Below are 23,899 nucleotides of genomic sequence, written 5' to 3' on the forward strand. Positions count from 1 at the left end.
GTTGTATGTTAACTAAAAGACAGAATTTACTAGAAACTATTAAAGGTGGAAATCCAGATCGTTTTGTTAATCAATACGAATTTTTGAATATGATCATGGAAATGCCTTTGGGAAGTAGATCTAACTACGGTTGTACTTGGAAAGATAATTGGGGGATAACATGGCAGTGGCCAGAAGGTCAACTTGGTGCGTTCCCTGTTCATGATGACGAACACAGAGTTTTAAAAGATGTTACTGAATGGAAGAAATATGTTAAAATTCCTACAATTCCAACTTCTGATGAAGCTTGGGCTCCAGCTATTGCTCATGCTAATTCTGTTGACCGTAATGAGGAATTTGTGGCACCTTTCTATGCTCCAGGTGTCTTTGAAATGACACATCATCTTATGGGCATGGAAGATGCATTAATGAGTTTATATGAAGAGCCTGAAGCTATGCATGAGTTAATTGACGCCCTTACGCAGTATGAGCTGGATGTTGCAAAAGTGATAGTTGAAAAACTTCATCCAGATTGCATTTTCCATCATGATGACTGGGGAAGTCAAAAAAACTCTTTTGTGGCTCCTAAAATGTTTGAAGAGTTCTTTCTTCCGGCTTATAAAAAAATCTATGGTTACTATAAAGCCAATGGTGTTGAATTGATTGTTCACCACAGCGATTCTTATGCTGCTAACTTGGTTCCATATATGATCGAAATGGGAATCGATATATGGCAAGGCGTTATGAACACTAATAACATCCCTGAATTGATCAAGCAATATGGTGGAAAAATATCCTTTATGGGAGGACTCCACAGTGGTTTGATTGATTTTCCAGATTGGACACTTGAAAATTGTATCAAACATGTAGAAGAAGCTTGCAAAGCTAATGGAAAGAAATACTTTATTCCATGCCTGACTGCGGGTTTACCTCAGGGGTATTTCCCAAATGTATATGAGACAGTAACTAAGGCAATAGATGAAATGAGTAAAAAAATGTTTTAAGCTACATAACTGAGATAAAACATTTTTGTTGTAAATAAAAAACATTTTGGATCAATGTTAAAAATAAATTAATCCAAAATGCTTTTTATGCAAAAAAGAAGTTAATTATCTTATATTACTATTTTCTATTAATGACATTTCAACCGATCCATATGTTCCGTGCATTCCATAAGTCAGTTCATCACCTTTAAGTGCTGGCTCACAGCAGGTTGAGGACACTTTGTGATATGTATTTTTTCATATTCAAGCACGAGTCTCACTTTATTGTCTAATATATAGGGAACTCCTATATTCTAAAACTTAAATTATGTATATTCAAGTAGAATATAATTATATTTAAAGAAAAATACTTCATAGGAGGAATTACATGAATATTTTGAATAAGAAAATTGAACTTATTATTAATTCAGAAAAGGGTAAAGATATCATAAAGGTTAAATCAGGGGAAAATTTATTTAATGTATTAATGGATAAGGGAATATTTATAGATAGTCCCTGCAATGGAAAAGGAATTTGTGGAAAATGTAAAGTTAAAGTAATAAAAGGATTAAAGGAAGCTACTCCACTTGATATAAAACAATTAACTAAAGAAGAGTTAGAAAGTGGATTTAGGTTATCCTGCAATTTTACTATTAATGAAGATGTAGAAATAGTACTTTTAGAAAAGAATAAAGATATGAAAGTATTAATAAATGGGACAGAACAGCAATATACGCTAGATACTGTAGTGAAGAAAAAATATTTAGTAATTGAGGAACCATCCATTAATGATCAACGGGATGATTATAGAAGGTTAAGTGATGCTTGTGAAAGTGATGATTTACTTATTGGTTTACAATATTTACCCCAAATAAGTGATTTATTAAGAGAAGCTAATTTTAATGTTACCGCATCACTTTATAAGAATCGTCTTTTACATTTAGAAAAGGACAACTGTTTGCAACAAAACTATGGATTGGCTGTAGATATAGGTACAACTACTATAGTAATTTATTTATTAAATTTAAATGATGGGAAAGTAATAGATATAGATTCAAGAGTTAATAACCAGAGGAGTTATGGGGCTGATGTGGTTTCAAGAATAAATTTTACTATTGAGAATCCAAAGGGATTAGGTATATTGAAGGATAATATTGTAAGTCAGCTTAATGATATGATAGAACTGTTATGTAAAAAAAATAACATAAGTGAAGATAACATATATGATATAGTTATTGTTGGAAACACTATTATGATTCACCTACTGCTTGGACTTCCATGTGAAAATATAACTAGGTCGCCATATATTCCAGTGGTTACAAAGGCACTGGAGATTGAAGCTAAGGAGATTGGAATTAAGACTAAAGGCATGGTAAGCTTACTTCCTGGTATATCAGCTTTTGTAGGAAGTGATATAACTGCTGGTATATTATCCTGTGGTATGTTAAATTCAGAAAAATACTCATTATTATTAGACCTTGGAACTAATGGAGAAATTGCGCTGGGCAATAAAAGCGAAGTAGTAACTTGCTCTACGGCTGCTGGACCAGCTTTTGAAGGTACAAATATTAAGCATGGAATTGGTGCCGTAAAAGGAGCTATAAGCAAGGTTGATTTATCAAGGGATAAAATATATGAAACAATAGGAAATGAAAAACCCTGTGGAATATGTGGTTCAGGAGTGTTGGATGCTGTGGCACAGTTTGTGAAGTTTGGAATATTAGATGAAGCAGGTAGAATGGTTGGAAAGGATGAAGTGGAAAACAAGGATTATCAGAATAGGATTGTTGAGATAGATAATATGAGACAGTTTATTCTAGCACAAAATAGTATACATGATGAAAGTATTACCTTTACACAAAAGGATGTACGAGAAGTTCAATTAGCAAAGGCTGCTGTATGTGCTGGTATCAAAATACTTTTAAAAGAAAAGAACATAAACTTTAATGAAATAGAAAAAGTGTACATTGGCGGTGGATTTGGTAACTATATGGATATAGAAAGCTCTGTTAATATAGGCATGATACCCAAAGAACTCAAGGGCAAGATTAAATCTGTGGGCAATTGTGCAGGGAGTGGAGCTAAAACATATTTGCTATCAAAACAAATAAGAGAGAATGCAGCAGATATTATTAATAAAACGACATATATAGAGTTATCAAAAAGAGAAGATTTTCAGGAGTATTTTATAGATTCTATGATACTGTATTAAGGCATTTGAAAGAAAATAACAAGTCAAAGATTTAATATATGAGAGACTTAGAAATCCAAAAAAGAGATTTCTATAAATAGTTATATTTATAAAGGTCTCTTTTTTATATAATAAATTGTTATGCTGTTTTATAGAAATAAGGATTTATCAAAATTAAATTTGTATACTAAATTCATAGTTAAATCATTAAATTCATATTTGTTAACAGAAATATTATTAAAAAAATCTATATGAGAAACATCTATTTTATTATGGGTGTTTACGCTTATGTTAAACCGGAGTGCTATTCTTTGATCTTGTTCCTACAACAGCTTTCTATATAAAAGGAATTATATTAGATTTTAAAAGGATGTTCTTTGGTATTCAAAATTAATTTTCTTTCTTCCATTATTTCAAATACGATTAGCAAATGAAGCTTGACTTTAGGATCATCTAAATCCAATTTTGATATTTCAAGAATCCGCTTCAATTGATATAAAAATGTTGCCCTCTGCATATAAAGATGCCGGATAGTTTTTGCAACACTCAGGTTATTTTGCAAATATATTTTCAAGGTTTTGGTATATTCTCGCCTGTGCTTTTTATCATAGTCCATTAACCTGAGCAAGCCCTGGGGGCAGAGAGCTTCTATCTTTGATTCAGCAGCCGCCCGGAGAATTAATCGCTTTAGAGCGTATTGTTCATAACGGTAGCACCAAATTGTTTCATCATAAATGCTTCCAATACGGATTGCATCACATGCTTGAAGATAGTATTCGTCGAGATTTTTAAAGTTGTGGAATTCTTCGCTTATACCAGCTTTCAAAAGTCCATCTCTTAAAATATAAACCAATACGGATAGCAGTTCATCTCTTGTCTTAGCCGCTACATTTAAATTTACAATCGCCAAAATATAGTCTTTCTGCTCTAAAGCTACACTTCCTGGAATATTTGCCTCAAGTATGGAGCCAATAGTTGAAACCGTATGAATCACCTGGTCATATCTACTGACTTCGACTGCAATGCAGAAATAGCAATCTGTTATATTCCAGTTCTTATACTGTAAAATTTTCTGCAGTTTTGATTCATCCACATTTTGTTTATCTAAAATCTGGTTGATGATTGTTTCAAAGCCCTTAGGATGATCGTTCATTGGGAAATCTTGCTTGACCATAGAAACTTCTAATATGCTACTTAAAAATTTCAGTAACGGTGAGTCGCTCACCTTGAATGGACGCTCTGTTTCACTGACTACGATGCGCGCTACGTAAATATCGCAAATGCGAATGTTGTAAAATAGAATTCGATATCCCCACATTTCTGCAGAAAATAATGTCGGATCCGTAGCTCCTATTGTACTGATAAATTCCGGATTAAACTTTAGTTCATCAATTTCTTCGGGACTTAAATATTTATTGGTGTCTTCCTCTGAATACAGCATCAGGTTTCTCGCTTTTTTTCTCTCACAGAAAAAAATGTTTCGAAGCCCCGGCGTATATATTCCAATTGGGTTGTTTATAAACGGAAGTGCAGATTCACCAAGCTCTTTCAGTGGAGCATTATTGGTTAACAACTCTAAAAGCTTTTTCTCCCAATTTGAAAACAGGTTAAACGTATCCTGCAGCTTTTCCATTATTTCTAGTGGATTAAGTTCTGGGGTTACAAAAATAATATCCATGTTTTTGTTAAATTCTATACTTTTATCATATCCGAAACAAATATATGCTCCATCCTGCTCAGAATTTCGAAGTGCGATTAACTCATCTAATTTAATCAAAGCCAAATCGGAAGATTGCCGCGTTTTATCCTGACGGTAAACCGTCACACGTTCCAGTCTGCAATCAATAGGATTGGAATTCAAAAAACTTGTGATTATAGGAAATGATACGTAGTCTTTGATAATATATGCATTTAATTTCATAAGCACCTCTAATTCATACATTTTGTATAAATTATATTTAAAAAAATGTATATTCTGTAAATAGAATTACAAATTTGTATTTGTTATAATATAATTATATCAAATAGTTGGTAGATTACAACGATTTCTGTTGGTTCTTCTGTTACTTATACGATAATAAAAAATGTATAAATTCAGTCAGGAGAATGAGAAATTATGGCATATCTTTTCAATTAACACAACACATACATATCATGATTAGGGTCAATTAAATGATGTGAAGCTGAAGAGGTTATGTTTCCCTAATGTAAATGTTTAATGGGACTTTTTTCGGTGTAGGATGATAAACATATCATATCCAAAAATATTGTAAAATCACCCAATCTGATTTTATGACTCTCGCTGCTTTATTTTTATCAACTATGTACATAATGGGTGACATGGTTGTGATATCTATTGTAAGTAATTTATATTAGGTATTAAAAATGATAATTTAGTCAATGCTATTGCAATTGTCAACGATTACTATATGTTGGTATGCCGTTTGATTGTTATGGGCGTCGTATTGGGATTAGAAGTAGTGCCGTAAAATATTCAGGATACAGCAATTGCATCATTTTTTTGTACATATGCAGTTACAGATATGAAATCAAAGAAGTTTAAAGTGTTGTAGTATTAATTGATATAATTGTAACTTAAAGTAAATGTTTAAAGGGGTGTATATTATGATAATAATTGGTGAAAAAATTAATGGAGCGATTCCTTCCACAGGTAAAGCCATTGCAGCAAAGGATTCAGAATTCATAAGAAATCTTGCAATAAAGCAAACAGAAGCAGGTGCAGATTTTATTGATGTTTGTGCTTCAGTGGATGACGACATTGAACTGGAAACAATGAAATGGCTTATAGACATCGTACAGGATGCAACCGATGTGCCTATCGCAGTGGATAGTCCTAACCCCCACACATGCGTAGAAGCCATGAAATACTGTAAGAAGCCAGGCCTTTTCAATTCCGTGTCAATGGAAGGGGACAAGATTGATGTGGCATTTCCTGCAATCGCTGATACAAAATGGGAGTGTGTTGCTCTCTTGAACAGCGACAAAGGAATTCCCAAAACTGCTAAAGACCGTTTGGATGTATTTGCAGAGTTAATGGCAAAAGTAAAAGAATACAACATTGATCCGTCCAGGATGCATATTGATCCCTTGATTGAAATGCTGTGTACATCAGAAGAAGGAATTAACATGGTAACCGAAGTTATGAAGAAAATCAAAGAATTGTATCCTACGATTCATGTTGTTGGAGCTGTTAGTAATATCTCCTTTAATATTCCAGCCAGGAAAATTGTCAATCAGGCATTTGCAGTATTGGCTATGAATGCAGGAATGGACAGTTTTATTCTTGATCCATTAAATCAGGATTTAATAGGGATGTTGTTTGCAACAGAAGCACTATTAGGTGAAGACGAGTACTGCATGGAATATATTAGAGCATACAGAGAAGGAATATTTGGTAAAAAGAAATAATTACATAAATAATAAGGATAAATAATTATATAAACAATAAGGAGGAAAAAATAATGTCTAAAATTGAAGAAGTAAAAGTTAATTTAGAGGCAGGTAAAACTAAACTTATTAAAGGATTGGTGCAGGAAGCACTAGATGAGGGAAGCAAAGCAGAAGATATACTTCAAGCTATGATTGACTCAATGGGTGTTGTAGGCGATAAATTCTCCACAGGAGAAATATTCGTACCTGAAATGTTAATAGCAGCAAAAGCAATGTCAAGAGGTGTAGAAGTGCTTAAACCTCATCTTGCAAGTGGGGCTTCAACTTCTTTAGGCACATGTGTTATTGGAACAGTTGCAGGTGATTTACATGATATTGGTAAAAATCTAGTTTCAATGATGATGGAAAGCACTGGATTTAAAATAGTAGACCTTGGAGTAGATGTACCTGCTGATAAATTTGTTGAAGCAGTTAAGGCAAATGAAAATGTAAAAATAGTAGCATGCTCAGCACTTCTTACTACGACAATGGCAGCTTTGAAGAAAACAGTTGAGACTTTAAGAGAAAGTGGATTAAAAGGATTCAAGATAATGGTTGGAGGTGCTCCTGTAACAGCTGAATTTGCGGATTCAATAGGAGCAGATGCATATACACCTGATGCAGGTAGTGCTGCAGTTAAGGCTAAAGAATTGGCAACGGCATAAATATATTATAAATAATATAAGGAGGTATTGTTGTATGTTAACTAAAAGACAGAATTTACTAGAAACTATTAAAGGTGGAAATCCAGATCGTTTTGTTAATCAATATGAATTTTTGAATATGATCATGGAAATGCCTTTGGGAAGTAGATCTAACTACGGTTGTACTTGGAAAGATAATTGGGGGATAACATGGCAGTGGCCAGAAGGTCAACTTGGTGCGTTCCCTGTTCATGATGACGAACACAGAGTTTTAAAAGATGTTACTGAATGGAAGAAATATGTTAAAATTCCTACAATTCCAACTTCTGATGAAGCTTGGGCTCCAGCTATTGCTCATGCTAATTCTGTTGACCGTAATGAGGAATTTGTGGCACCTTTCTATGCTCCAGGTGTCTTTGAAATGACACATCATCTTATGGGCATGGAAGATGCGTTAATGGGTTTATATGAAGAGCCTGAAGCTATGCATGAGTTAATTGACGCCCTTACGCAGTATGAGCTGGATGTTGCAAAAGTGATAGTTGAAAAACTTCATCCAGATTGCATTTTCCATCATGATGACTGGGGAAGCCAAAAAAACTCTTTTGTGGCTCCTAAGATGTTTGAAGAGTTCTTTCTTCCGGCTTATAAAAAAATCTATGGTTACTATAAAGCCAATGGTGTTGAATTGATTGTTCACCACAGCGATTCTTATGCTGCTAACTTGGTTCCATATATGATCGAAATGGGCATAGATATATGGCAAGGCGTTATGAACACTAATAACATCCCTGAATTGATCAAGCAATATGGTGGAAAAATATCCTTTATGGGAGGACTCCACAGTGGTTTGATTGATTTTCCAGATTGGACACTTGAAAATTGTATCAAACATGTAGAAGAAGCTTGCAAAGCTAATGGAAAGAAATACTTTATTCCATGCCTGACTGCGGGTTTACCTAAGGGGTATTTTCCAAATGTATATGAGACAGTAAGTAAGGCAATAGATGAAATGAGTAAAAAAATGTTTTAAGCTACATAACTGAAATAAAACATTTTTGTTGTAAATAAAAAACATTTTGGATCAATGTTAAAAATAAATTAATCCAAAATGCTTTTTATGCAAAAAAGAAGTTAATTATCTTATATTACTATTTTCTATTCTCTAATTTAAAGCATTTTAACAAGAATGGCAGCCATATCTTCAGAAGAAACAATCATGTCATCTTTCAACCACTGTTGTATTACTCCAATACAGCCTGATATAGCGAAAGGCATAACATAGTGAGCTTCTGCTTCCGAGGATGTATCGTCTAGAGGAATCTGGCAGTGCTTTATAGCATCTTTAAACTTTTCTATAAAAGCGTAGTTCCCATCATATCCTAAAAATATTTTAAACATTTCAGCATTAGCTTTTACAAACTCGAATAGATATATAAAAAAAGACAGTAAGTCTTCGTAGGTGGTAGCTTCCTTTGAAAATTTGTCATAAGTTTCACTAAAATCATTAACCAATTCAGTTTCTATCATATCTACCATATCAAATATGTCTTTATAATAAAGGTAAAAAGTTGATCTATTAACATCTGCTAAGTCCGTAAGTTCCTTTACTGTAATACTATTAACTTTCTTTTTAGACATAAGTTTTGTCAAGGCTTGAAGTAGAGCCTTTTTAGTTTTTCTCACACGTCTATCAAGTTTCTTTTCCTCCATAAAAATCCTCCACAAAAAATTTTAATAATTATTCAACACATGTCTATTATATGTTGAATAACCAACAAAATCGCAATAGATTAATGATTGAAGTTATACAACACACATTTTATAATAAACGCATGCTTATAAAAGTACAAGCGTCTTATTGTTGATATTGTTTGTGCCAGTAGTCAATTCACAATTAAGTATGATTTTCTATTGTCGAAAAAAATCTAAAAATCTACCGAAATTTTGAATTGTGAACAATGTTTAAGCTAAAGGAGGTATAACATGAGGAAATTTATATATAAATTTAAGTATGTTCGTTCAGCGATAAAAAAATTAAGTAAAAAAAAGAAAATAGTTTGCATTTGCTTGGTTGTTGTGACTATAGCAGCATTAAGCACATATTTTATAATTAGCGGAAAATCTGATGAGGAAAAAACGTATACGAGGAGTTATCCAGTAAAAACTTTAGAAATTAAGAGTGGTAGTTATCCTATGTCACTGCAATATCAGGGGCTAACTGGAGGTAGTGAAGTTAGAAAGTTATCTTTTAAAAGTTCAGCTAAAATTTTAAAAATATATGTATCTAAAGGCCAGCATGTAAAAAAAGGTGATAAGCTGGTGGATCTTGATAAAAGTGATCTTAATTTTGCAGCACAAGCTGCTAAATCTCAAGTTGATGCTGCTTCTGCACAGTATAATAAGGCGGTAAACGGTGCACAGCAGGAAGATGTAAGTAAAGCACAGATAGCAGTTAAAAATGCACAAGACAGTAATAATTATTATAAAGATTTGTATGATAAGTACTGTAAACTAAGTGATGCAGGGGCAATTTCGAAACAAGAATTGGATGATGTCAAGTTACAATTAGACAATTCTCAAAATGCATTAAATAGTGCAGAGCAGAGTCTTGAACAAATACAAAATGGTTCCAGAGATGAAGATAAAAAGTCACTGTTAGCGCAATTAAATGAAGCAAAAGCAAATTACGATTCAAAGGAAAGTTTAATTCAAGATGCCTCTATGGCAGCAGACGAAAATGGATATGTGGTAGATGTACTGGGTAAAGAAGGAGAAATGCAGCAGGCAGGAGACCTAGTAGTTTTGTTTAGAAGTGAAAATGAAGTCATTACAGTTGGACTTTCAGATGATGATGTAAAGAAAGTAAAAGTTGGTACAAATGCAAAGGTCAAGATAGGGGATGACAGTGCAGAAGGGCAAGTCATAAATATAGTTCAAATGGCTGATAGTAAGTCTGGAACATATAGTGCAGAAATTAAACTCTCGAAACCAATAGATAATAATAAATATTATATAGGAGAAACAGCAGCAGTTTATATAGATATGGGGGATAAAAATGCAATATCTATACCAATTAGTTCTGTCTTAAATGATGGTGAAGATTATGTTTATGTGATTGAAAATGGACATGCTGTTAAGAAAAATGTAACTTTAGGTGATACTGATGAAGATAAAGTTTCAGTGGATGGTTTAAAAAATGGAGATGAGCTCGTAGTTGAAGGCATGAAAAGCCTAAAATCAGGATATAAAGTTACGGTTAAATAAAAGAAGAGGAGAATATAATATGGGATTAATTAAGTCAGCTATAAAAAATAAAAAGATTGTATTATTCCTGGTGGCTATAGTTATAATTGGTGGCTTTTACTGTTATAGTGGTATTTCAAAACAGGAAACCCCGGATGTTGCATCTCCAGCAGCTATGATTACTACGGTTTATCCAGGTGCCTCATCTAGTGATATAGAAAAGTTAGTTACAAAAAAAGTTGAACAGAAAGTTGAAGAAGTTGATGGATGTGATTATGTAGAATCTTATTCAGAAAGCAATGCATCAATAGTTATTATATATTTAAACAATGATGCTGATCAAGATAAAGCCTGGAGAGATTTAAGAGACAAGGTAAAGGATTTAAAGTCTGATCTTCCAAATGGATGTAATGATAGTGAAATTAATACTAATCTTGCAGAAACGGCTGGTATCATAATAAGTATATCAGGCAATAATTATTCTTATCAACAATTAGGAAGTTATGCTGATGATATAAAGAAGCAGCTTCGTGATACTAGTGGTATTTCAAGAATAGATGTAAAAGGTAAGCAAGCTAGACAAGTAAAGGTGCAGATAGATTGGAATAAAATAAATAAGTATCAAGTATCTGTAGCAGATGTATGTTCTGTACTAAGTGCACAAAATATAGACATACCATCTGGGTCTTTAAATTTAGTTACAGGTAAAATAAAAGTAAATACACCCGGTATGTTTAGTTCACTGCATGATATAGAAAATACTGTTGTAGGAGTTTCAAGCAGTACTGGTGAAACCGTAAGGATCAAGGATATAGCTAAAGTATATATGGATTATGATGATGACTCAAATTATAAATTTACTGACAATGGTCAAAATGCAGTATTACTTGCGGGATATTTTCAAAAAAATAAAAATATAGTTCCAATAGGAAAAGATATAACAAAAAAATTAGATACGATAAAAAAGCAGATGCCAAAGGATTTAACTATAGATGAGATTACTTTTCAGCCTAAAGATGTAAGCGATTCTGTCTCTTTCTTTATGAAAAATCTAAGAGATGGAATAATACTTGTAATTGTAACTGTTCTTATAGGTATGGGCTTTAGAAATTCAATGGTAGTATCTGCAGTTATACCTATATCAATATGTATGACATTTATCATTATGTATGCACTTGGAATTAAAGTTGAGCAGATGTCAACTACGGCACTTATTATAGCCCTTGGAATACTTGTTGATGATGCCATAGTAATAGGAGATGTCATACAGGTTGGAATAGATGAAGGCATGACAAGGGATGAAGCAGCATTTAATGGCATAAAGAAGCTGTTTGTTCCAGTATTTACATCTACTCTAATTATTGTGGGAGCTTTTTTACCTCTATTATCAATATCAGGAGAAGTAGGTGAGTTTTTAAAAAGCCTGCCGCAGGTTGTTATAATATGTGTAATTTGCTCTTATTTATCGGCATTGTTTGTAACACCAGCTATGTCTTCCTTGTTTTTTAGAAAGAGCAAGGAGAGCAAACGGGAAAATCCAATTCGTAGGATGTTTGAGAATCTTTTAAAATATGGACTTAAGCACAAGAAGACTATCATTGGGGCAGCACTAGCTGTTTTTGCAGTAGCATTAATTTTAATTAATACATTGGGAATGCAGCTTTTTCCATATGTAGATAAGAATGAAGTATACATAGATGTTGCAAATGAGAAATTTGACGATATAAAAAGTACTAGCAAGCTTGTAAAAAATATAGAAGGCGTATTAAAACAGCAAAAAGAGGTTACAGCTTATACTTCAGCTATAGGTGGTGGCATGCCTCCATTTTATGTAACACTGCCTACAGTTAATCCTTCTAATGATGTAGCTCAAATTATGGTAAAAGTAGATTTGGATAAGACTAAAAAGTTTAAGACAAGACAGGAATTGGTTGAACATATTCAAGAAGAACTGGATAGTAAAATTTCAGGAGGTACAGCTACAGTAAAACAACTTGAAGAAGCAGTACCTATAGGGGCACCAGTGCGCTTGAGAATTACTGGAGATGATTTAGATCAGATTGAGAATGCTTCCGAAAAAATACAGCAGCAATTAAAAAATATACCTGGAACTATGAATATAAGAGATGATGCAGCTAAAAAAAGTTATCAATATGAAATAAATATAGATGAAGATAGAGCATCACAACTTGGGTTATTGAAATCGGATATTCTGCAGCAGATAAATATTGCACTTAAAGGTTATACAGCTTCTGTTTATAGGAAAAATGGTAGTGAATATGATATCATGGTTAAAACAAATATTTCATCTGTAGGAGACCTTAAAAATTTATATATTGAATCAAGTATTACCAAGAACAAGGTGCCTTTATATGAGGTAGCATCTATTAAGCTTAACTCAGAGTTGGATGAGATAAAACATTATAAAGAAGACAGAACTATAACTGTTTATAGTGATGTTAAAAGTGGATATAATTCAGTTGATATAGAAAATGCATTAAAGCAAAAAATAGATGGAATGAATTTAGACCCAGTAAAAGTTATATATGATGGAGAAAAGGCTCAAATAAGTAAGTACTTTACAAGCCTTGGCATAGCAGGTGTACTTATTTTAGCAATAGTATATATACTTTTATTTGTTCAGTTTAAATCATTTGTACAACCTCTTGTAATAATGTGTGCACTGCCGCTGTCTCTTATAGGAGTGTCAATAGGACTTCACGCATTTGGGATGGACCTGTCACTTACGGCTTTTATGGGTGTAATAAGTTTAATTGGAGTTGTTATAAGAAATGCCATACTTCTTATTGAATATATAAATAATGGAAGAGAAGATGGGCTTTCTGTGGAGGATGCTTGTATGTATGCTGTAAGTCAAAGATTCAGACCTATAATATTGAGTTCTGTAGCAACTATTACAGCACTTATACCACTAGCATTTTCAAGAAGTGCACTGTTTGGTCCTATGTCGGTTGCTATGATGTTTGGTCTTTTAACAGCTACTTTCTTAACATTTATTGTCGTTCCAGTAATTTATTCTTTAGTAAATAATAAACTTGAAGGTAGAGTAAAAAAATTATAAAGATTTATTTACATTACAATAGAAAGTTACATATTATATACAAACACATTAAAATGCAAATAAAGAGTAACTTAGAATGATAAATTATTGAGGGAGTGAGTTTGTAATGTTAACACTTAAATGTAATGCAAAATTGGATGGAACATTTAAAGTATGTGCTAAAGTAGGAAATCATGAATACATTATGGACCATTCAATTGAGAATGGCGGAAAGGATGAAGGTGCCATACCAGGTCAAATGCTATTAGTGGCTTTAGCTGGATGCAAATTAATGGTGATAAGTAGTTATGCTCAGAAAAGGAGAATTACTTTAGAAGAATGTGAGGCTCAAATCACTGGTGATTTTGATGAAATTAAAAATGGAATAGGTTTAAATATCAAAGTAGATATCTTAGTTAAAACAGATGCAGATGACAAAGAAATTAAAAAGATGAACGATTTTGTTGATAAAAATTGTAGTATTGCAGCCATCTTATCCCAGCCTAACATTGTCGAAGGACAAATAAAAAGAAAAAAGTGATATTTTATTAGTAAATAATAGGTTATATTAATCTTTATATATTATTTTGAGAATAGAATTATTTTGGGTACACACTTATACTTTTAAAAAATATATAAGTGTGTATTAGTATGAGTAAAAAATCTGTAATATTGAACCTGTGAGAAAAAACTATTATAATAAATATACTAATTAGGAAGGGGGTCGTTATAAAAATATGAAATTTATTATGAAATTTATAAAAAAAGATGACATTATAAATGTAGTGCTTATTATTTTGGGAAGTTTTTTGGGATGTATTAGTGTCAACATGTTTTTAACTCATGCTCATTTATTAAGCGGTGGTGTTACTGGAATAGCTTTAATAATACAGTATTTATTTAAAATACAAGCAGGATATGTTGTACTTATATTAAATATTCCTTTATTTATTTTAAGCATAATAAAATTAAATAAACGATTTACTATCTATTCATTGATAGGCATGTTAACATTTTCAATAGGATTAATTCTTACACAACCTATATCAAATATATTACATATTAATGATAATTTACTTTATTGTATTTATGGTGGAGTTTTAAATGGAATAGGATTTGGCATTGTTTTTTCATATCATGGGTCTACAGGTGGTTTGGATATAATAGCTATGCTCATTAGAAAAAAGCATTCTAATTTTGATATAGGAAAAATATCTTTTTATATAAATCTTATTATAGTTTCTATTAGTGCTTTTATATTTGGAATACCTAATGCTCTTTATACGTTAATAGCTATGTATTTAACATCTGCTGTACTCGATAAAGTAGTACAAGGGTTATATAAATCTAAATCGGTAATCATTATTACTGATAAAGAAAGAGATGTTACTAAACATATACTTGAAGACCTTAACCGTGGAGTAACAATGCTCTATGGAGAAGGTGCCTATACGGAAAAACAAAAAAAGATACTCTTTTGTATAATTCCTTTATCTCAGTTACCTGAATTAAAAAAGATTGTTACTTCTTGTGATAAAAAAGCTTTTATAAGTATATCTGATGCTTCTGAAATAATGGGAAAAGGATTTAAAAGAGCTATATAAACAGAGTTCTTGGCATCAGATGGAGTTTTGACTCCACCTGATGCTTATTAACAGGATTCTTAGTGATTCAGCACTTAGAAGGCGTTATCCTTTAGGAAAAATCGTTATCCAGGGACATAGCTGATCTTTACTCCCACTTGGAAAAAAGCAGATATTCCAAATCTTTGATTTGGTGATAGTCGCTTTCGCTGTGCGCGTGGGAGTATTAGATCAGGTAGTCATCGGATAAAAATAAGAGAAGGGATTTTTATAATAGTTATGTTATAGAAGTCCTTTTTTAGTATTTGTAAAACTGTAATGGACTTTTTTGGATTAAAAGAGTAAGCTTTGTCAATTACTTTTATTATGTAAAGGAATTAAATTTGGGCACGATATATAACTCAAATGTAATTTAGTTAATGGGGGGTATAACTAAATTGATGTAAATTAATTTAAAATATGTAAACAATTTAAACTTAGAAGGAAATAATATTTATAGATGAAACATGGATGCCTTCAATGCAGCATTCACAAAATATTAGCGATATGACTTCTGATTTTAGGGTTTTAGAGTATGAACATATAATTGCTACGGATTCTAATACAATGAATGAAAAGGAATAAGAAATGCAAAGCAAAATTACTCAGATAAAAAGTGAAATTAAATCATGTGAAAAGTATCTCTATAATACTCAAGACAAAAATTTAATTCAGGATGTTAAGAGTGAGTGGAATAAGTATATTGATATGCATAAACAAGTTATACAGTTAAGTAGAGAATTGAAGAAGGATGATGCTATGAAAACAAAGATGAAATTGGTGAATTAGCTGTAAGCTTAAATAAATTTATATTCAATATAAAAGAAATAATGAAGGGAGTTAATGAAGCAATTGAAAAAGTTATTTTGATAAATGAGGATATAAATAATAATGTTAATGAATTGTCAAATAATATACAAGATGTATCTGCAACAACGGAAGAAATTGCAGCGGGAATGCAGAAGACAGCAGCTTCTTCAGAGAAAATGGCTGCTACATCAGAGGAGCCTGGAAAAGCTATAGAGGATATTGCAAAGAAATTTTAGTAGTACTTCAAAGCACCTTTCAACATCAGTAAATGATATGGTAAGAACTATAGATCAGCTAGCTGAAGCTTCATCACAGGGAGCTGAAGGTACAACAAATGTTGCTAAAAAGATAGATGATGTTAATTCTAAAACTAACAGTATAGTTGAACAAATAGCAATGTCAAGTGAGAGCATGGGAAAATTAAAAGAAGAAATAAGTAAATTTAAGTTATAGAATTAGTATCTTTTTAGAGTAAGATGTTACTATTTTATTACAATATATTTAAAGCCATATAAGTTAGGGAGGAAATTATTTTATGAAACATAAAGTAATAACTATAACACTTGTACTTATTATAGTTGGCAGTATTGCTTTGGTATTAGGATGTGAAAATCAATCTAAGACATCAACTAATAGTACAAGTAGTAATTCGAATATGAAGGCTTCAACTAATAAAGATACAGATAAATCGGCTGCTAAGCAAGAGATTAAGCAGAGGCAGGTTCAGGGAAAAGTAACAGATTTGGGAGCCGGTACATTTACAGTAGGGAAAGATATAGAAGAAGGATTATATGATGTCACTCCAGCAGATGGACAAGGCAATTTTATAATTCAAAATACGCAGCAACCAGATTTAACTGTAAATGAGATTTTAGGAAATGTAGGAGATATGGGTATTTCTAAAGCAAGGGTCAAGCTCGTAAAAGATGAACAAATACAATTAGAAGGTATAAACAAAACACATTTTGAACCTGTTACAGCTCCATTTATTACAGAACATAAGGCAACGTCACTTTATAGTGGAAGGTGGAGTGTAGGAGAAGATATTGGTAGTGGAAGATATGTAGTGACACCAGTAGTTGGAGAAGGAAATTTTATAGTTTACAGTAAGAATGAGATGCCTAAAGTAAATGAAATTTTAGGAAATTCTGGAGTGAAACAAGTAACTGTAAATTTAGATGATGGAGATATAATTACAATAATGTCATTAAATCAAGTTGATTTTGCACCTCAAAAATAATATAGAAACCCCAACTTAATTTTAAGTTGGGGTTTTGTTTTGATGTGAAAAATAATCTAGATTTTATAATATGAGTTTAAATTGCAAAATTGTATACTTACAGAAATGTAAGATTCACGTTTTAATTGTAAGCATCTAGTTATTGTTGTAGCTTACTTAAAAAAATATAATAGATTAAGAAAATATAATAAAAAATTTTTTGTTTAGTCACTTAAAGTAAATTAGGATATAGAGGGGGATAACAATATGGATGAAATATTAAAAGTTGAAAGCTTATCGAAGACTTATGGCAAGGGAGAAAATAAAGTTGAAGCTCTAAAGAATGTATCATTTACTATTAATAGAGGTGAATTTGTAGCAATAATAGGGGCATCTGGTTCTGGAAAAAGTACACTTCTACATATGCTGGGAGGACTTGACAGGCCAACATCAGGAAAAGTGTATATAGAAAATGAAGATATATATAAGTTAAATGAAGAAAAATTAGCTATATTTAGGAGAAGAAATATTGGGTTTGTATTTCAATTTTTTAATCTCATACCAGTTTTAAATGTAGAAGAAAACATATCTCTTCCATCACTTTTGGATAGGGAGAAAGCAGATAAAGGTTACTTAGATGAAGTAATAAGTATGCTTGGATTAAAAGAAAGGGTAACTCACCTTCCATCCGAGCTATCAGGAGGTCAGCAGCAGAGGGTATCAATTGGGAGGGCTCTTATAAATAAACCTGCACTTATACTTGCAGATGAACCAACTGGAAATTTAGACAGCAAAAATAGTAAAGAAGTAATAGAACTTTTAAAGTTATCATCAAAAAAATATAATCAAACTCTAATTATCATAACTCATGATATAAATGTAGCAGAGCAAGCAGATAGGGTTATTACTATATTTGATGGGGAAATAAAATCGGATAAATCAATCTAAAGTAGGGAGGTGATATAAGATGAATAGTTATAAGGAAATAACAAATAAATATTTAAAACACAACAAAAAGAGGACAATGCTCACTATTTTAGGAGTAATACTTTCTGTGGCATTGATTACGGCAGTGGGATTATTTATTGAAAGTCTGCAAAATTCTTTTGTTGAAAGTGCTATAAATCAAAATGGAAGTTATCATGTTAAGATTCAAAAAATTACTGCAGATGATTACAGCCAGTTAAAAGCTAATCCTAAAATTGAAAAAGTAGGTATTCAAGAAAAGTGGTTTGAAAGTAATTTAAAAGATGGAAAAAAGATTGAAATTAATAAATACAATAAATCTGCTTTAGAATTTTTACCTAAAAGCTATAATGCAGTAAAGGGAAGACTTCCTGAAAAAGAAGGAGAAATAGCAATTGAAAACTGGGCATTTAGTTATATGAAGGGTGATCTTAAAATAGGAGATACTATAAAATTTGAGACAGATAAAGGAGAAGAAAAAAAATTTAAAATTACAGGAATTATTCAAAATCAGGCTGAAACTCAATACAACGGTATAGCTTTAGGCATGACTTACTCTACTATATTTAATATAGAAAAGTCTGCAGTATATGTGAGCATATACAAAAATGCAGGAATATCAAATACCGTATCAGAATTAAGTAATAAATTTAAAGGCAACTGTATTTTAAATAAAGATTTATTGGACTATTCAGGTGAAGGCAGTAACGATTTAAATAAACAATTGTATGGTATAGCAGGTGTAATAATAGCTATAATTGTAATAGCAACTATAGCTGTCATATATAATTCTTTTCAGATAAGTGTAATTGAGAGAATGAAGCAATTTGGACTTTTGAGGGCTGTTGGAGCGACACCAGCACAGATTAGAAAAATAGTTTTGAGGGAAGCATCCATAATAAGTGCGATAGGCATTCCACTTGGGCTTTTGTCTGGAATATTTGCAATGTTTGTAGTGAGCAAGGTATTTAGTATAATGTCAGATACAGCCTTTAACAATTTAAAAATAGTAATTCCTTACTATGTGCTTGTTATAAGTGCATTAGTTGGAGTGATTTCAATATATTTATCTGCATTTATTCCAGCAAGAGCTGCATCAAAGGTATCACCTTTAGTTGCTATAAGCAGCAGGACATCTATATCAAAGGAAAAGATAAGTAAAAAGAGGGGAAATATTTTAAAAAGATTTTTAAACATTGAAAGTTTAATGGCATTTAAAAATATAAAGAGAAATAAGAAAAAATTCAGAGTTACTGTTTTTTCAATGGTAATAAGTATGGCACTTTTTATATTCTTTTCATCTTTTATAAATATGATGACAATTTTTACAGGTTCACAGTCTGAAGATGTAAAAATGAATTTTGAATTAATTGGTGTAGTTGATAAAAATGGAGCAAGCTCCCTTAAAGAAAATATTATAAACAAAGTAAGGCAAAGTAAACTTGTAGATAAACAATATGTATCCTATGGAACTTATTCTTCCAGTACGTTGATTCCAAATGAAAATAGAAATGATTACTTAGTCAAAAATGCACCTAAGACTTATAGTGATGTGACCTTTGAAAATAAAAAGATGAGTTCTATAAAAACATTGTTTGATATTTATGATGAGGACAAGATTAGAAGCATTAAAGGCTATATTAAATCTGGTAAGGTAGATACTTCAAATATGGCTGAAGAAAATGGTGTTGTCATAGTAAGGAATAATATGTTAACTGTAAATGAAAGATACTATAATGGTTCAATTGCTAATTTAAAAGTTGGAGATACTATTTATATTGATAAGAATATGATGTATAGACCAGTACAGGGAGAAGATTATATTGGTAAGAGCAAAAAGGAAAATGAAGAGTTTAATAAAGACAATATGATAAAAGTAAAAGTAGCAGCAGTAGTAGATGATGCACCATATCAATTTTATTCAGATAATCTCAAACTTTTTCATATTATAATGACAAAAGATGTGATGAAGAATATTACTGGTAGAGATTTAAATAAGATGCCTGTAAAAATATCTGAAATACGTTTAAAGGATAAAAAAGATGAGGATAAGTTTAATAGTTTTATTGAACCAATATGTGATAAAGAAGGAGTAAAGGCTGTTGATATATCCAAACAATCTGAAGTTGCCAGGGGAAATACGATGCAGCTTATGATACTTATGTACGGATTTATAGTTGTAATTTCTCTAATAGGTGCAGTTAATATAATAAATACTATAACTACTAACCTGATTTTAAGAAAAAAAGAAATAGCATCTTTAAGTGCTATTGGCATGACTTATAAAAATATAAGACAGATGATATTAAAAGAAGGAGTTTTATATGGATTATATGGTGCATTTTATGGTGGTATTGTAGGCAGTCTGTTATCTTATGCAGTATCATCACCTATGAGAAAAATTATTGATTTTAAGTGGAATATTCCATGGAATTTCATACTTGTGAGCGGATTAGCTGCAATATTTATAGGGTTAATATCTGTAATAAAACCTTTAGCTAGAATTAAAAGGGAAAATATAATAGATGTCATAAGACAAGAAGATTAAGTGTAATATATTATATAGGGTTTCTAGATTAAAAATTGGTTTGATATATGCCATATGCTGCTAGATTTCACTGAGAATCCCATAAATTAATCTTGTAGAAGGTGGTTATATGAGGTTTGGTTTTATGTTTGTTGCTGGACTTATTTGCGCTGCTATAATTATTATGGTTGTAAAAGATAGAAAGTCAAATAAAAAGTAAAGATAACAAATTGCTTCTCTAATTAAATATACAGTGCCATTGGCTGCAAATTTATAATTTACACGGATAATTATTGATAAGCATCAGATAAAAAAATATTTCATCTGGTGCTTATCAACTTGTGTATATAACTAGACAAAAACCTTAGTTAGTGTATAGAATATATTTTAAAGATATATTGTGGAGGTGCTAATTTGAATAAAATATTACTTCTAGAAGATGATGAGGCACTGGCACTTGGAATTGATTTTACTCTTCAAGATGAGGGGTATGAAGTGAAAAGGTGTTCCTGTGTTAGTGAAGCTAAAAAAACTTTTGACAGTGAAACTTTTGACATTGTTATATTAGATGTGATGTTACCAGATGGAAGTGGATATGATGTATGTAAATATATACGTAAAAGAAGTCAGGTTCCAGTAATATTTCTAACTGCTTGTGACGAAGAAGTAAACGTTGTTTTAGGACTTGATATAGGTGCGGATGATTATATAACAAAACCATTTAGGGTAAAAGAATTTATATCTAGAATTAAGGCAATTTTAAGAAGAACGGAAAAAAACAATTCGGATAAGAGTGATATATTAAAATCCGAAAAAATTGTTTTAAATACAACCAAATTAGAAGCCTATAGAAATGGATGTGATATGTCTCTTTCTATGCAGGAATATAAATTGTTATTACTTTTTATGACTAATCCCAAAAGAGCTATGAATAGAGAAGAAATACTAGACAAGCTTAGTGATGGAAGTGGAGATTACTTCGATACAAATACGCTTTCCGTATACATAAAGAGGATAAGAGAAAAAATAGAGGATGACTCTTCAAATCCTAAGTATATAAAAACAAAAAGAGGGTTTGGATATGAGTGGGATTTGGAAGTTGAAAAGGAGTAAAACATGAGGGAGTATTATGAAAATCCGGAACTTAGGAAAAGTTCCTGTATTATATTGATTTTAGCTTTATTGTCAATACTCATAAGTTCTTATACTATTGATAAGAGTTATGAAAAAATAAAGGATAGTTATGTAGATAATAATGCAGCTGTTGTTGGTAAAATAGTAAAGACTCATCCTGAATTGAAAAATCAAGTGGTAACTGTTATAACGAAAAATAGCAGTGGGGAAGATATAAAAAGTGGAAGAAGAATATTGAAAGATTATGGGTATAGTACAGAATTGAATATAGGTTTGATGCCTCAATTGGAAAATAATTATAGAAATTTAAGTAAGTTTTTATTTACTTCTATGGTTTGTTTTTTTGCAATAGTGTTTTTAACAAATGCTATTTTATATATAAGAATATATAAAAAACTTGAAAGACTTATATTAGCAGCAAAAAATATGTTGGATTATAATTTTGACATAAGAATTTATGAGAATGCGGAAGGTACTTTTGCAAAGCTTGCCTATGCTTTTGATAACATGAGGGTGATTTTAAAAAATAATTTTTCACAAATACAGCATGAAAAAGATTTTTTAGTTAACACTCTGTCGGATATATCACATCAAATAAAAACTCCAATTTCATCCCTTATAATATATAATGATATACTTTTGAATAGAAAGATAGATGGTAATAAGAGAATCGAATTTTTAGAAAATAGTAAAAATCAACTAAATAGAATTGAATGGCTTGTAAAAAGTTTACTACAACTTGCAAAATTAGATGCAGGTGCAATAAAGTTTAAAATGATAAGTTTAGATATAAATAAAACTGTAATGGAATCTTTAAAATTTTTAGATATAAAAGCAGAAAGTAAGAATGTTAAACTCAAGTTTTATCCTGGCAGGGATAAAATTATGTTAAAGTATGATCATAATTGGATAAGTGAAGCAATTGTAAATGTAATTAAGAATGCAATTGAACACACGAAGTCTGGTGGGGAAGTTAATGTGTTTACTGAAGTAAGTCAGGTTTGCACCAGAATCATAGTTAAAGACAATGGAGAAGGAATACCGAAAGAAGAACTTAAACATGTTTTTGAAAGATTTTATAAAGGAAAGATGAATAAAAGCACTGAATCCATTGGAATTGGCCTTGCCCTTTCAAAATCCATAATTGATGGAAACGGTGGTATGATTGATGTAAAAAGTAAGATAGGTAAGGGAACTGTTTTTACTGTTACTTTTTTAAATACAAATTAAACAGAGTTCTTGGCATCAGATGGAGTTTTGACTCCACCTGATGCTTATTAACAGGATTCTTAGCACTTCAGCTTTACTCTGACATATTTTTTAATCCTTCAATATCCTTAATATGAAAAGATGATCTGTTAAAATCAATAAGCCCTTCATCTCTCATATGACACATTTCCCGTGAAAGGGAAGGTCTTGAAACATTTAAAAATTCAGCTAATTCATTTCGTTTTAAGGGAAGTTTGAAAGTACTTTTTCCTGATTTTTTATATTGTTCTATTAAAAAGGTACTTATTTTACCTCTTAAGTTTTTGATATTTAAATACTCTACATGTTTGTTTAGCACTAGCGCCCTATTAGATATAATTTTAAACATATTGCGAATGAGAGGGCGGTGCCATGAGCACATGTTTTTACATTCACCTATAATTTTTTCACCAGGTAAAAATAAAACTGTACACTTATCTTGAGCTTCAACGGTAGCTGGAAGTACAGATTTTCCTGAAAAAACGGCCATTTCACCAAACATATCTCCTGGATTTAAATTTGTCATAAACATTCTGTTTCCTGCAGCATTTTCCTTTACTACAACAGCTTTCCCGGATATTACAATTCCAACGCTTTTAAATTCATCTCCACTTATAGCAATCAAATCATTTTTCTTGAATTGACTGATTTTAGGTTTAATGCAATTTAACATGATAGTAATATCTTCTTTGGTAATATCCTGAAATAAGCTAATTTTTGATAATATATCCACATATTTTTTAAACATTTAATCACCTTTAATTTGGTAACAGAGGATACCGATTTATTACCATTATTATATTATACTCATCTCATAAA

At 31.3% G+C, this 23,899-nt stretch carries 20 protein-coding genes; 17 read left to right on the forward strand and 3 right to left on the reverse strand.

Going from position 1 to position 23,899, the window contains the following annotated elements:
• The first annotated feature begins 5 nt into the window (after positions 1-5).
• Complete coding sequence (locus tag CLJU_RS03705) at positions 6-983, forward strand: uroporphyrinogen decarboxylase family protein (RefSeq protein ID WP_013237422.1); 978 nt, start codon at positions 6-8, stop codon at positions 981-983.
• Between the two features lie 367 nt (positions 984-1,350).
• On the forward strand, positions 1,351-3,174 hold the full coding sequence (locus CLJU_RS03710; protein WP_013237423.1) for an ASKHA domain-containing protein: 1,824 nt from the start codon (positions 1,351-1,353) through the stop codon (positions 3,172-3,174).
• 334 nt (positions 3,175-3,508) lie between these two features.
• On the opposite strand, the gene CLJU_RS03715 is transcribed toward CLJU_RS03710, so the two are convergent.
• Entirely contained in the window at positions 3,509-5,074 is a 1,566-nt protein-coding gene (locus CLJU_RS03715; RefSeq protein ID WP_013237424.1) for a PucR family transcriptional regulator, read from the reverse strand.
• Positions 5,075-5,778: 704 nt separating this feature from the next.
• Here CLJU_RS03715 and CLJU_RS03720 point away from each other — a divergent pair.
• Genes CLJU_RS03720 through CLJU_RS03730 form a run of 3 tightly spaced genes read left to right on the forward strand, consistent with a single transcriptional unit; the run spans position 5,779 to position 8,280 of the window.
• Entirely contained in the window at positions 5,779-6,582 is an 804-nt protein-coding gene (locus CLJU_RS03720) for a methyltetrahydrofolate cobalamin methyltransferase (RefSeq protein ID WP_013237420.1), read from the forward strand.
• Between the two features lie 53 nt (positions 6,583-6,635).
• Entirely contained in the window at positions 6,636-7,268 is a 633-nt protein-coding gene (locus tag CLJU_RS03725) for a corrinoid protein (RefSeq protein WP_013237421.1), read from the forward strand.
• Between the two features lie 34 nt (positions 7,269-7,302).
• Positions 7,303-8,280, forward strand: coding sequence for a uroporphyrinogen decarboxylase family protein (locus tag CLJU_RS03730; protein ID WP_013237425.1), 978 nt, complete (start codon positions 7,303-7,305; stop codon positions 8,278-8,280).
• Between the two features lie 137 nt (positions 8,281-8,417).
• On the opposite strand, the gene CLJU_RS03735 is transcribed toward CLJU_RS03730, so the two are convergent.
• Positions 8,418-8,960, reverse strand: a complete 543-nt coding sequence (locus tag CLJU_RS03735) for a TetR/AcrR family transcriptional regulator (protein ID WP_013237426.1) — start codon at positions 8,958-8,960, stop codon at positions 8,418-8,420.
• 273 nt (positions 8,961-9,233) lie between these two features.
• Here CLJU_RS03735 and CLJU_RS03740 point away from each other — a divergent pair, with 273 nt between their 5' ends.
• The 12 genes from CLJU_RS03740 to CLJU_RS03795 all read left to right on the forward strand — a co-directional run bounded on the left by CLJU_RS03740 (position 9,234) and on the right by CLJU_RS03795 (position 23,062).
• Positions 9,234-10,514 (forward strand): efflux RND transporter periplasmic adaptor subunit, encoded by a 1,281-nt coding sequence (locus tag CLJU_RS03740; protein ID WP_013237427.1) that lies wholly within the window; start codon positions 9,234-9,236, stop codon positions 10,512-10,514.
• A gap of 19 nt (positions 10,515-10,533) precedes the next feature.
• On the forward strand, positions 10,534-13,575 hold the full coding sequence (locus CLJU_RS03745; protein ID WP_013237428.1) for an efflux RND transporter permease subunit: 3,042 nt from the start codon (positions 10,534-10,536) through the stop codon (positions 13,573-13,575).
• Positions 13,576-13,681: 106 nt separating this feature from the next.
• On the forward strand, positions 13,682-14,095 hold the full coding sequence (locus CLJU_RS21205; protein WP_013237429.1) for an OsmC family protein: 414 nt from the start codon (positions 13,682-13,684) through the stop codon (positions 14,093-14,095).
• A gap of 196 nt (positions 14,096-14,291) precedes the next feature.
• Positions 14,292-15,158 (forward strand): YitT family protein, encoded by an 867-nt coding sequence (locus CLJU_RS03755; RefSeq protein ID WP_013237430.1) that lies wholly within the window; start codon positions 14,292-14,294, stop codon positions 15,156-15,158.
• 606 nt (positions 15,159-15,764) lie between these two features.
• Positions 15,765-15,965, forward strand: a complete 201-nt coding sequence (locus CLJU_RS22810) for an MCP four helix bundle domain-containing protein (RefSeq protein ID WP_023162887.1) — start codon at positions 15,765-15,767, stop codon at positions 15,963-15,965.
• Positions 15,966-16,006: 41 nt separating this feature from the next.
• Complete coding sequence (locus tag CLJU_RS22815) at positions 16,007-16,222, forward strand: hypothetical protein (protein ID WP_013237431.1); 216 nt, start codon at positions 16,007-16,009, stop codon at positions 16,220-16,222.
• Positions 16,206-16,439 (forward strand): hypothetical protein, encoded by a 234-nt coding sequence (locus CLJU_RS22820; protein WP_013237432.1) that lies wholly within the window; start codon positions 16,206-16,208, stop codon positions 16,437-16,439. The genes CLJU_RS22815 and CLJU_RS22820 overlap by 17 nt, the downstream gene beginning before the upstream one ends.
• A gap of 82 nt (positions 16,440-16,521) precedes the next feature.
• Complete coding sequence (locus CLJU_RS03775) at positions 16,522-17,226, forward strand: hypothetical protein (protein ID WP_013237433.1); 705 nt, start codon at positions 16,522-16,524, stop codon at positions 17,224-17,226.
• A gap of 246 nt (positions 17,227-17,472) precedes the next feature.
• Entirely contained in the window at positions 17,473-18,153 is a 681-nt protein-coding gene (locus CLJU_RS03780) for an ABC transporter ATP-binding protein (RefSeq protein ID WP_013237434.1), read from the forward strand.
• Positions 18,154-18,172: 19 nt separating this feature from the next.
• Positions 18,173-20,719: an ABC transporter permease gene (locus CLJU_RS03785; protein WP_013237435.1), complete on the forward strand. Its 2,547-nt coding sequence runs from the start codon at positions 18,173-18,175 to the stop codon at positions 20,717-20,719.
• Positions 20,720-21,112: 393 nt separating this feature from the next.
• Complete coding sequence (locus CLJU_RS03790) at positions 21,113-21,811, forward strand: response regulator transcription factor (protein WP_013237436.1); 699 nt, start codon at positions 21,113-21,115, stop codon at positions 21,809-21,811.
• A gap of 3 nt (positions 21,812-21,814) precedes the next feature.
• Complete coding sequence (locus CLJU_RS03795) at positions 21,815-23,062, forward strand: sensor histidine kinase (RefSeq protein WP_013237437.1); 1,248 nt, start codon at positions 21,815-21,817, stop codon at positions 23,060-23,062.
• A 73-nt stretch (positions 23,063-23,135) separates the two neighbouring features.
• Here the strand turns inward: CLJU_RS03795 and CLJU_RS03800 are convergent, their stop codons facing one another.
• Entirely contained in the window at positions 23,136-23,828 is a 693-nt protein-coding gene (locus CLJU_RS03800; protein ID WP_013237438.1) for a Crp/Fnr family transcriptional regulator, read from the reverse strand.
• Positions 23,829-23,899: the final 71 nt, after the last annotated feature.

It is taken from the genome of Clostridium ljungdahlii DSM 13528 (assembly GCF_000143685.1).
Taxonomy (GTDB): domain Bacteria; phylum Bacillota; class Clostridia; order Clostridiales; family Clostridiaceae; genus Clostridium_B; species Clostridium_B ljungdahlii.

What these genes read in the sequence shown, in the direction of transcription:
- CLJU_RS03705 (WP_013237422.1), top strand. Translation starts at nt 6, where the DNA reads ATGTTAACTAAAAGACAGAATTTACTAGAAACTATTAAAGGTGGAAAT.
- CLJU_RS03710 (WP_013237423.1), top strand. Translation starts at nt 1,351, where the DNA reads ATGAATATTTTGAATAAGAAAATTGAACTTATTATTAATTCAGAAAAG.
- CLJU_RS03715 (WP_013237424.1), bottom strand. Translation starts at nt 5,074, where the DNA reads ATGAAATTAAATGCATATATTATCAAAGACTACGTATCATTTCCTATA.
- CLJU_RS03720 (WP_013237420.1), top strand. Translation starts at nt 5,779, where the DNA reads ATGATAATAATTGGTGAAAAAATTAATGGAGCGATTCCTTCCACAGGT.
- CLJU_RS03725 (WP_013237421.1), top strand. Translation starts at nt 6,636, where the DNA reads ATGTCTAAAATTGAAGAAGTAAAAGTTAATTTAGAGGCAGGTAAAACT.
- CLJU_RS03730 (WP_013237425.1), top strand. Translation starts at nt 7,303, where the DNA reads ATGTTAACTAAAAGACAGAATTTACTAGAAACTATTAAAGGTGGAAAT.
- CLJU_RS03735 (WP_013237426.1), bottom strand. Translation starts at nt 8,960, where the DNA reads ATGGAGGAAAAGAAACTTGATAGACGTGTGAGAAAAACTAAAAAGGCT.
- CLJU_RS03740 (WP_013237427.1), top strand. Translation starts at nt 9,234, where the DNA reads ATGAGGAAATTTATATATAAATTTAAGTATGTTCGTTCAGCGATAAAA.
- CLJU_RS03745 (WP_013237428.1), top strand. Translation starts at nt 10,534, where the DNA reads ATGGGATTAATTAAGTCAGCTATAAAAAATAAAAAGATTGTATTATTC.
- CLJU_RS21205 (WP_013237429.1), top strand. Translation starts at nt 13,682, where the DNA reads ATGTTAACACTTAAATGTAATGCAAAATTGGATGGAACATTTAAAGTA.
- CLJU_RS03755 (WP_013237430.1), top strand. Translation starts at nt 14,292, where the DNA reads ATGAAATTTATTATGAAATTTATAAAAAAAGATGACATTATAAATGTA.
- CLJU_RS22810 (WP_023162887.1), top strand. Translation starts at nt 15,765, where the DNA reads ATGCAAAGCAAAATTACTCAGATAAAAAGTGAAATTAAATCATGTGAA.
- CLJU_RS22815 (WP_013237431.1), top strand. Translation starts at nt 16,007, where the DNA reads ATGAAGGGAGTTAATGAAGCAATTGAAAAAGTTATTTTGATAAATGAG.
- CLJU_RS03775 (WP_013237433.1), top strand. Translation starts at nt 16,522, where the DNA reads ATGAAACATAAAGTAATAACTATAACACTTGTACTTATTATAGTTGGC.
- CLJU_RS03780 (WP_013237434.1), top strand. Translation starts at nt 17,473, where the DNA reads ATGGATGAAATATTAAAAGTTGAAAGCTTATCGAAGACTTATGGCAAG.
- CLJU_RS03785 (WP_013237435.1), top strand. Translation starts at nt 18,173, where the DNA reads ATGAATAGTTATAAGGAAATAACAAATAAATATTTAAAACACAACAAA.
- CLJU_RS03795 (WP_013237437.1), top strand. Translation starts at nt 21,815, where the DNA reads ATGAGGGAGTATTATGAAAATCCGGAACTTAGGAAAAGTTCCTGTATT.
- CLJU_RS03800 (WP_013237438.1), bottom strand. Translation starts at nt 23,828, where the DNA reads ATGTTTAAAAAATATGTGGATATATTATCAAAAATTAGCTTATTTCAG.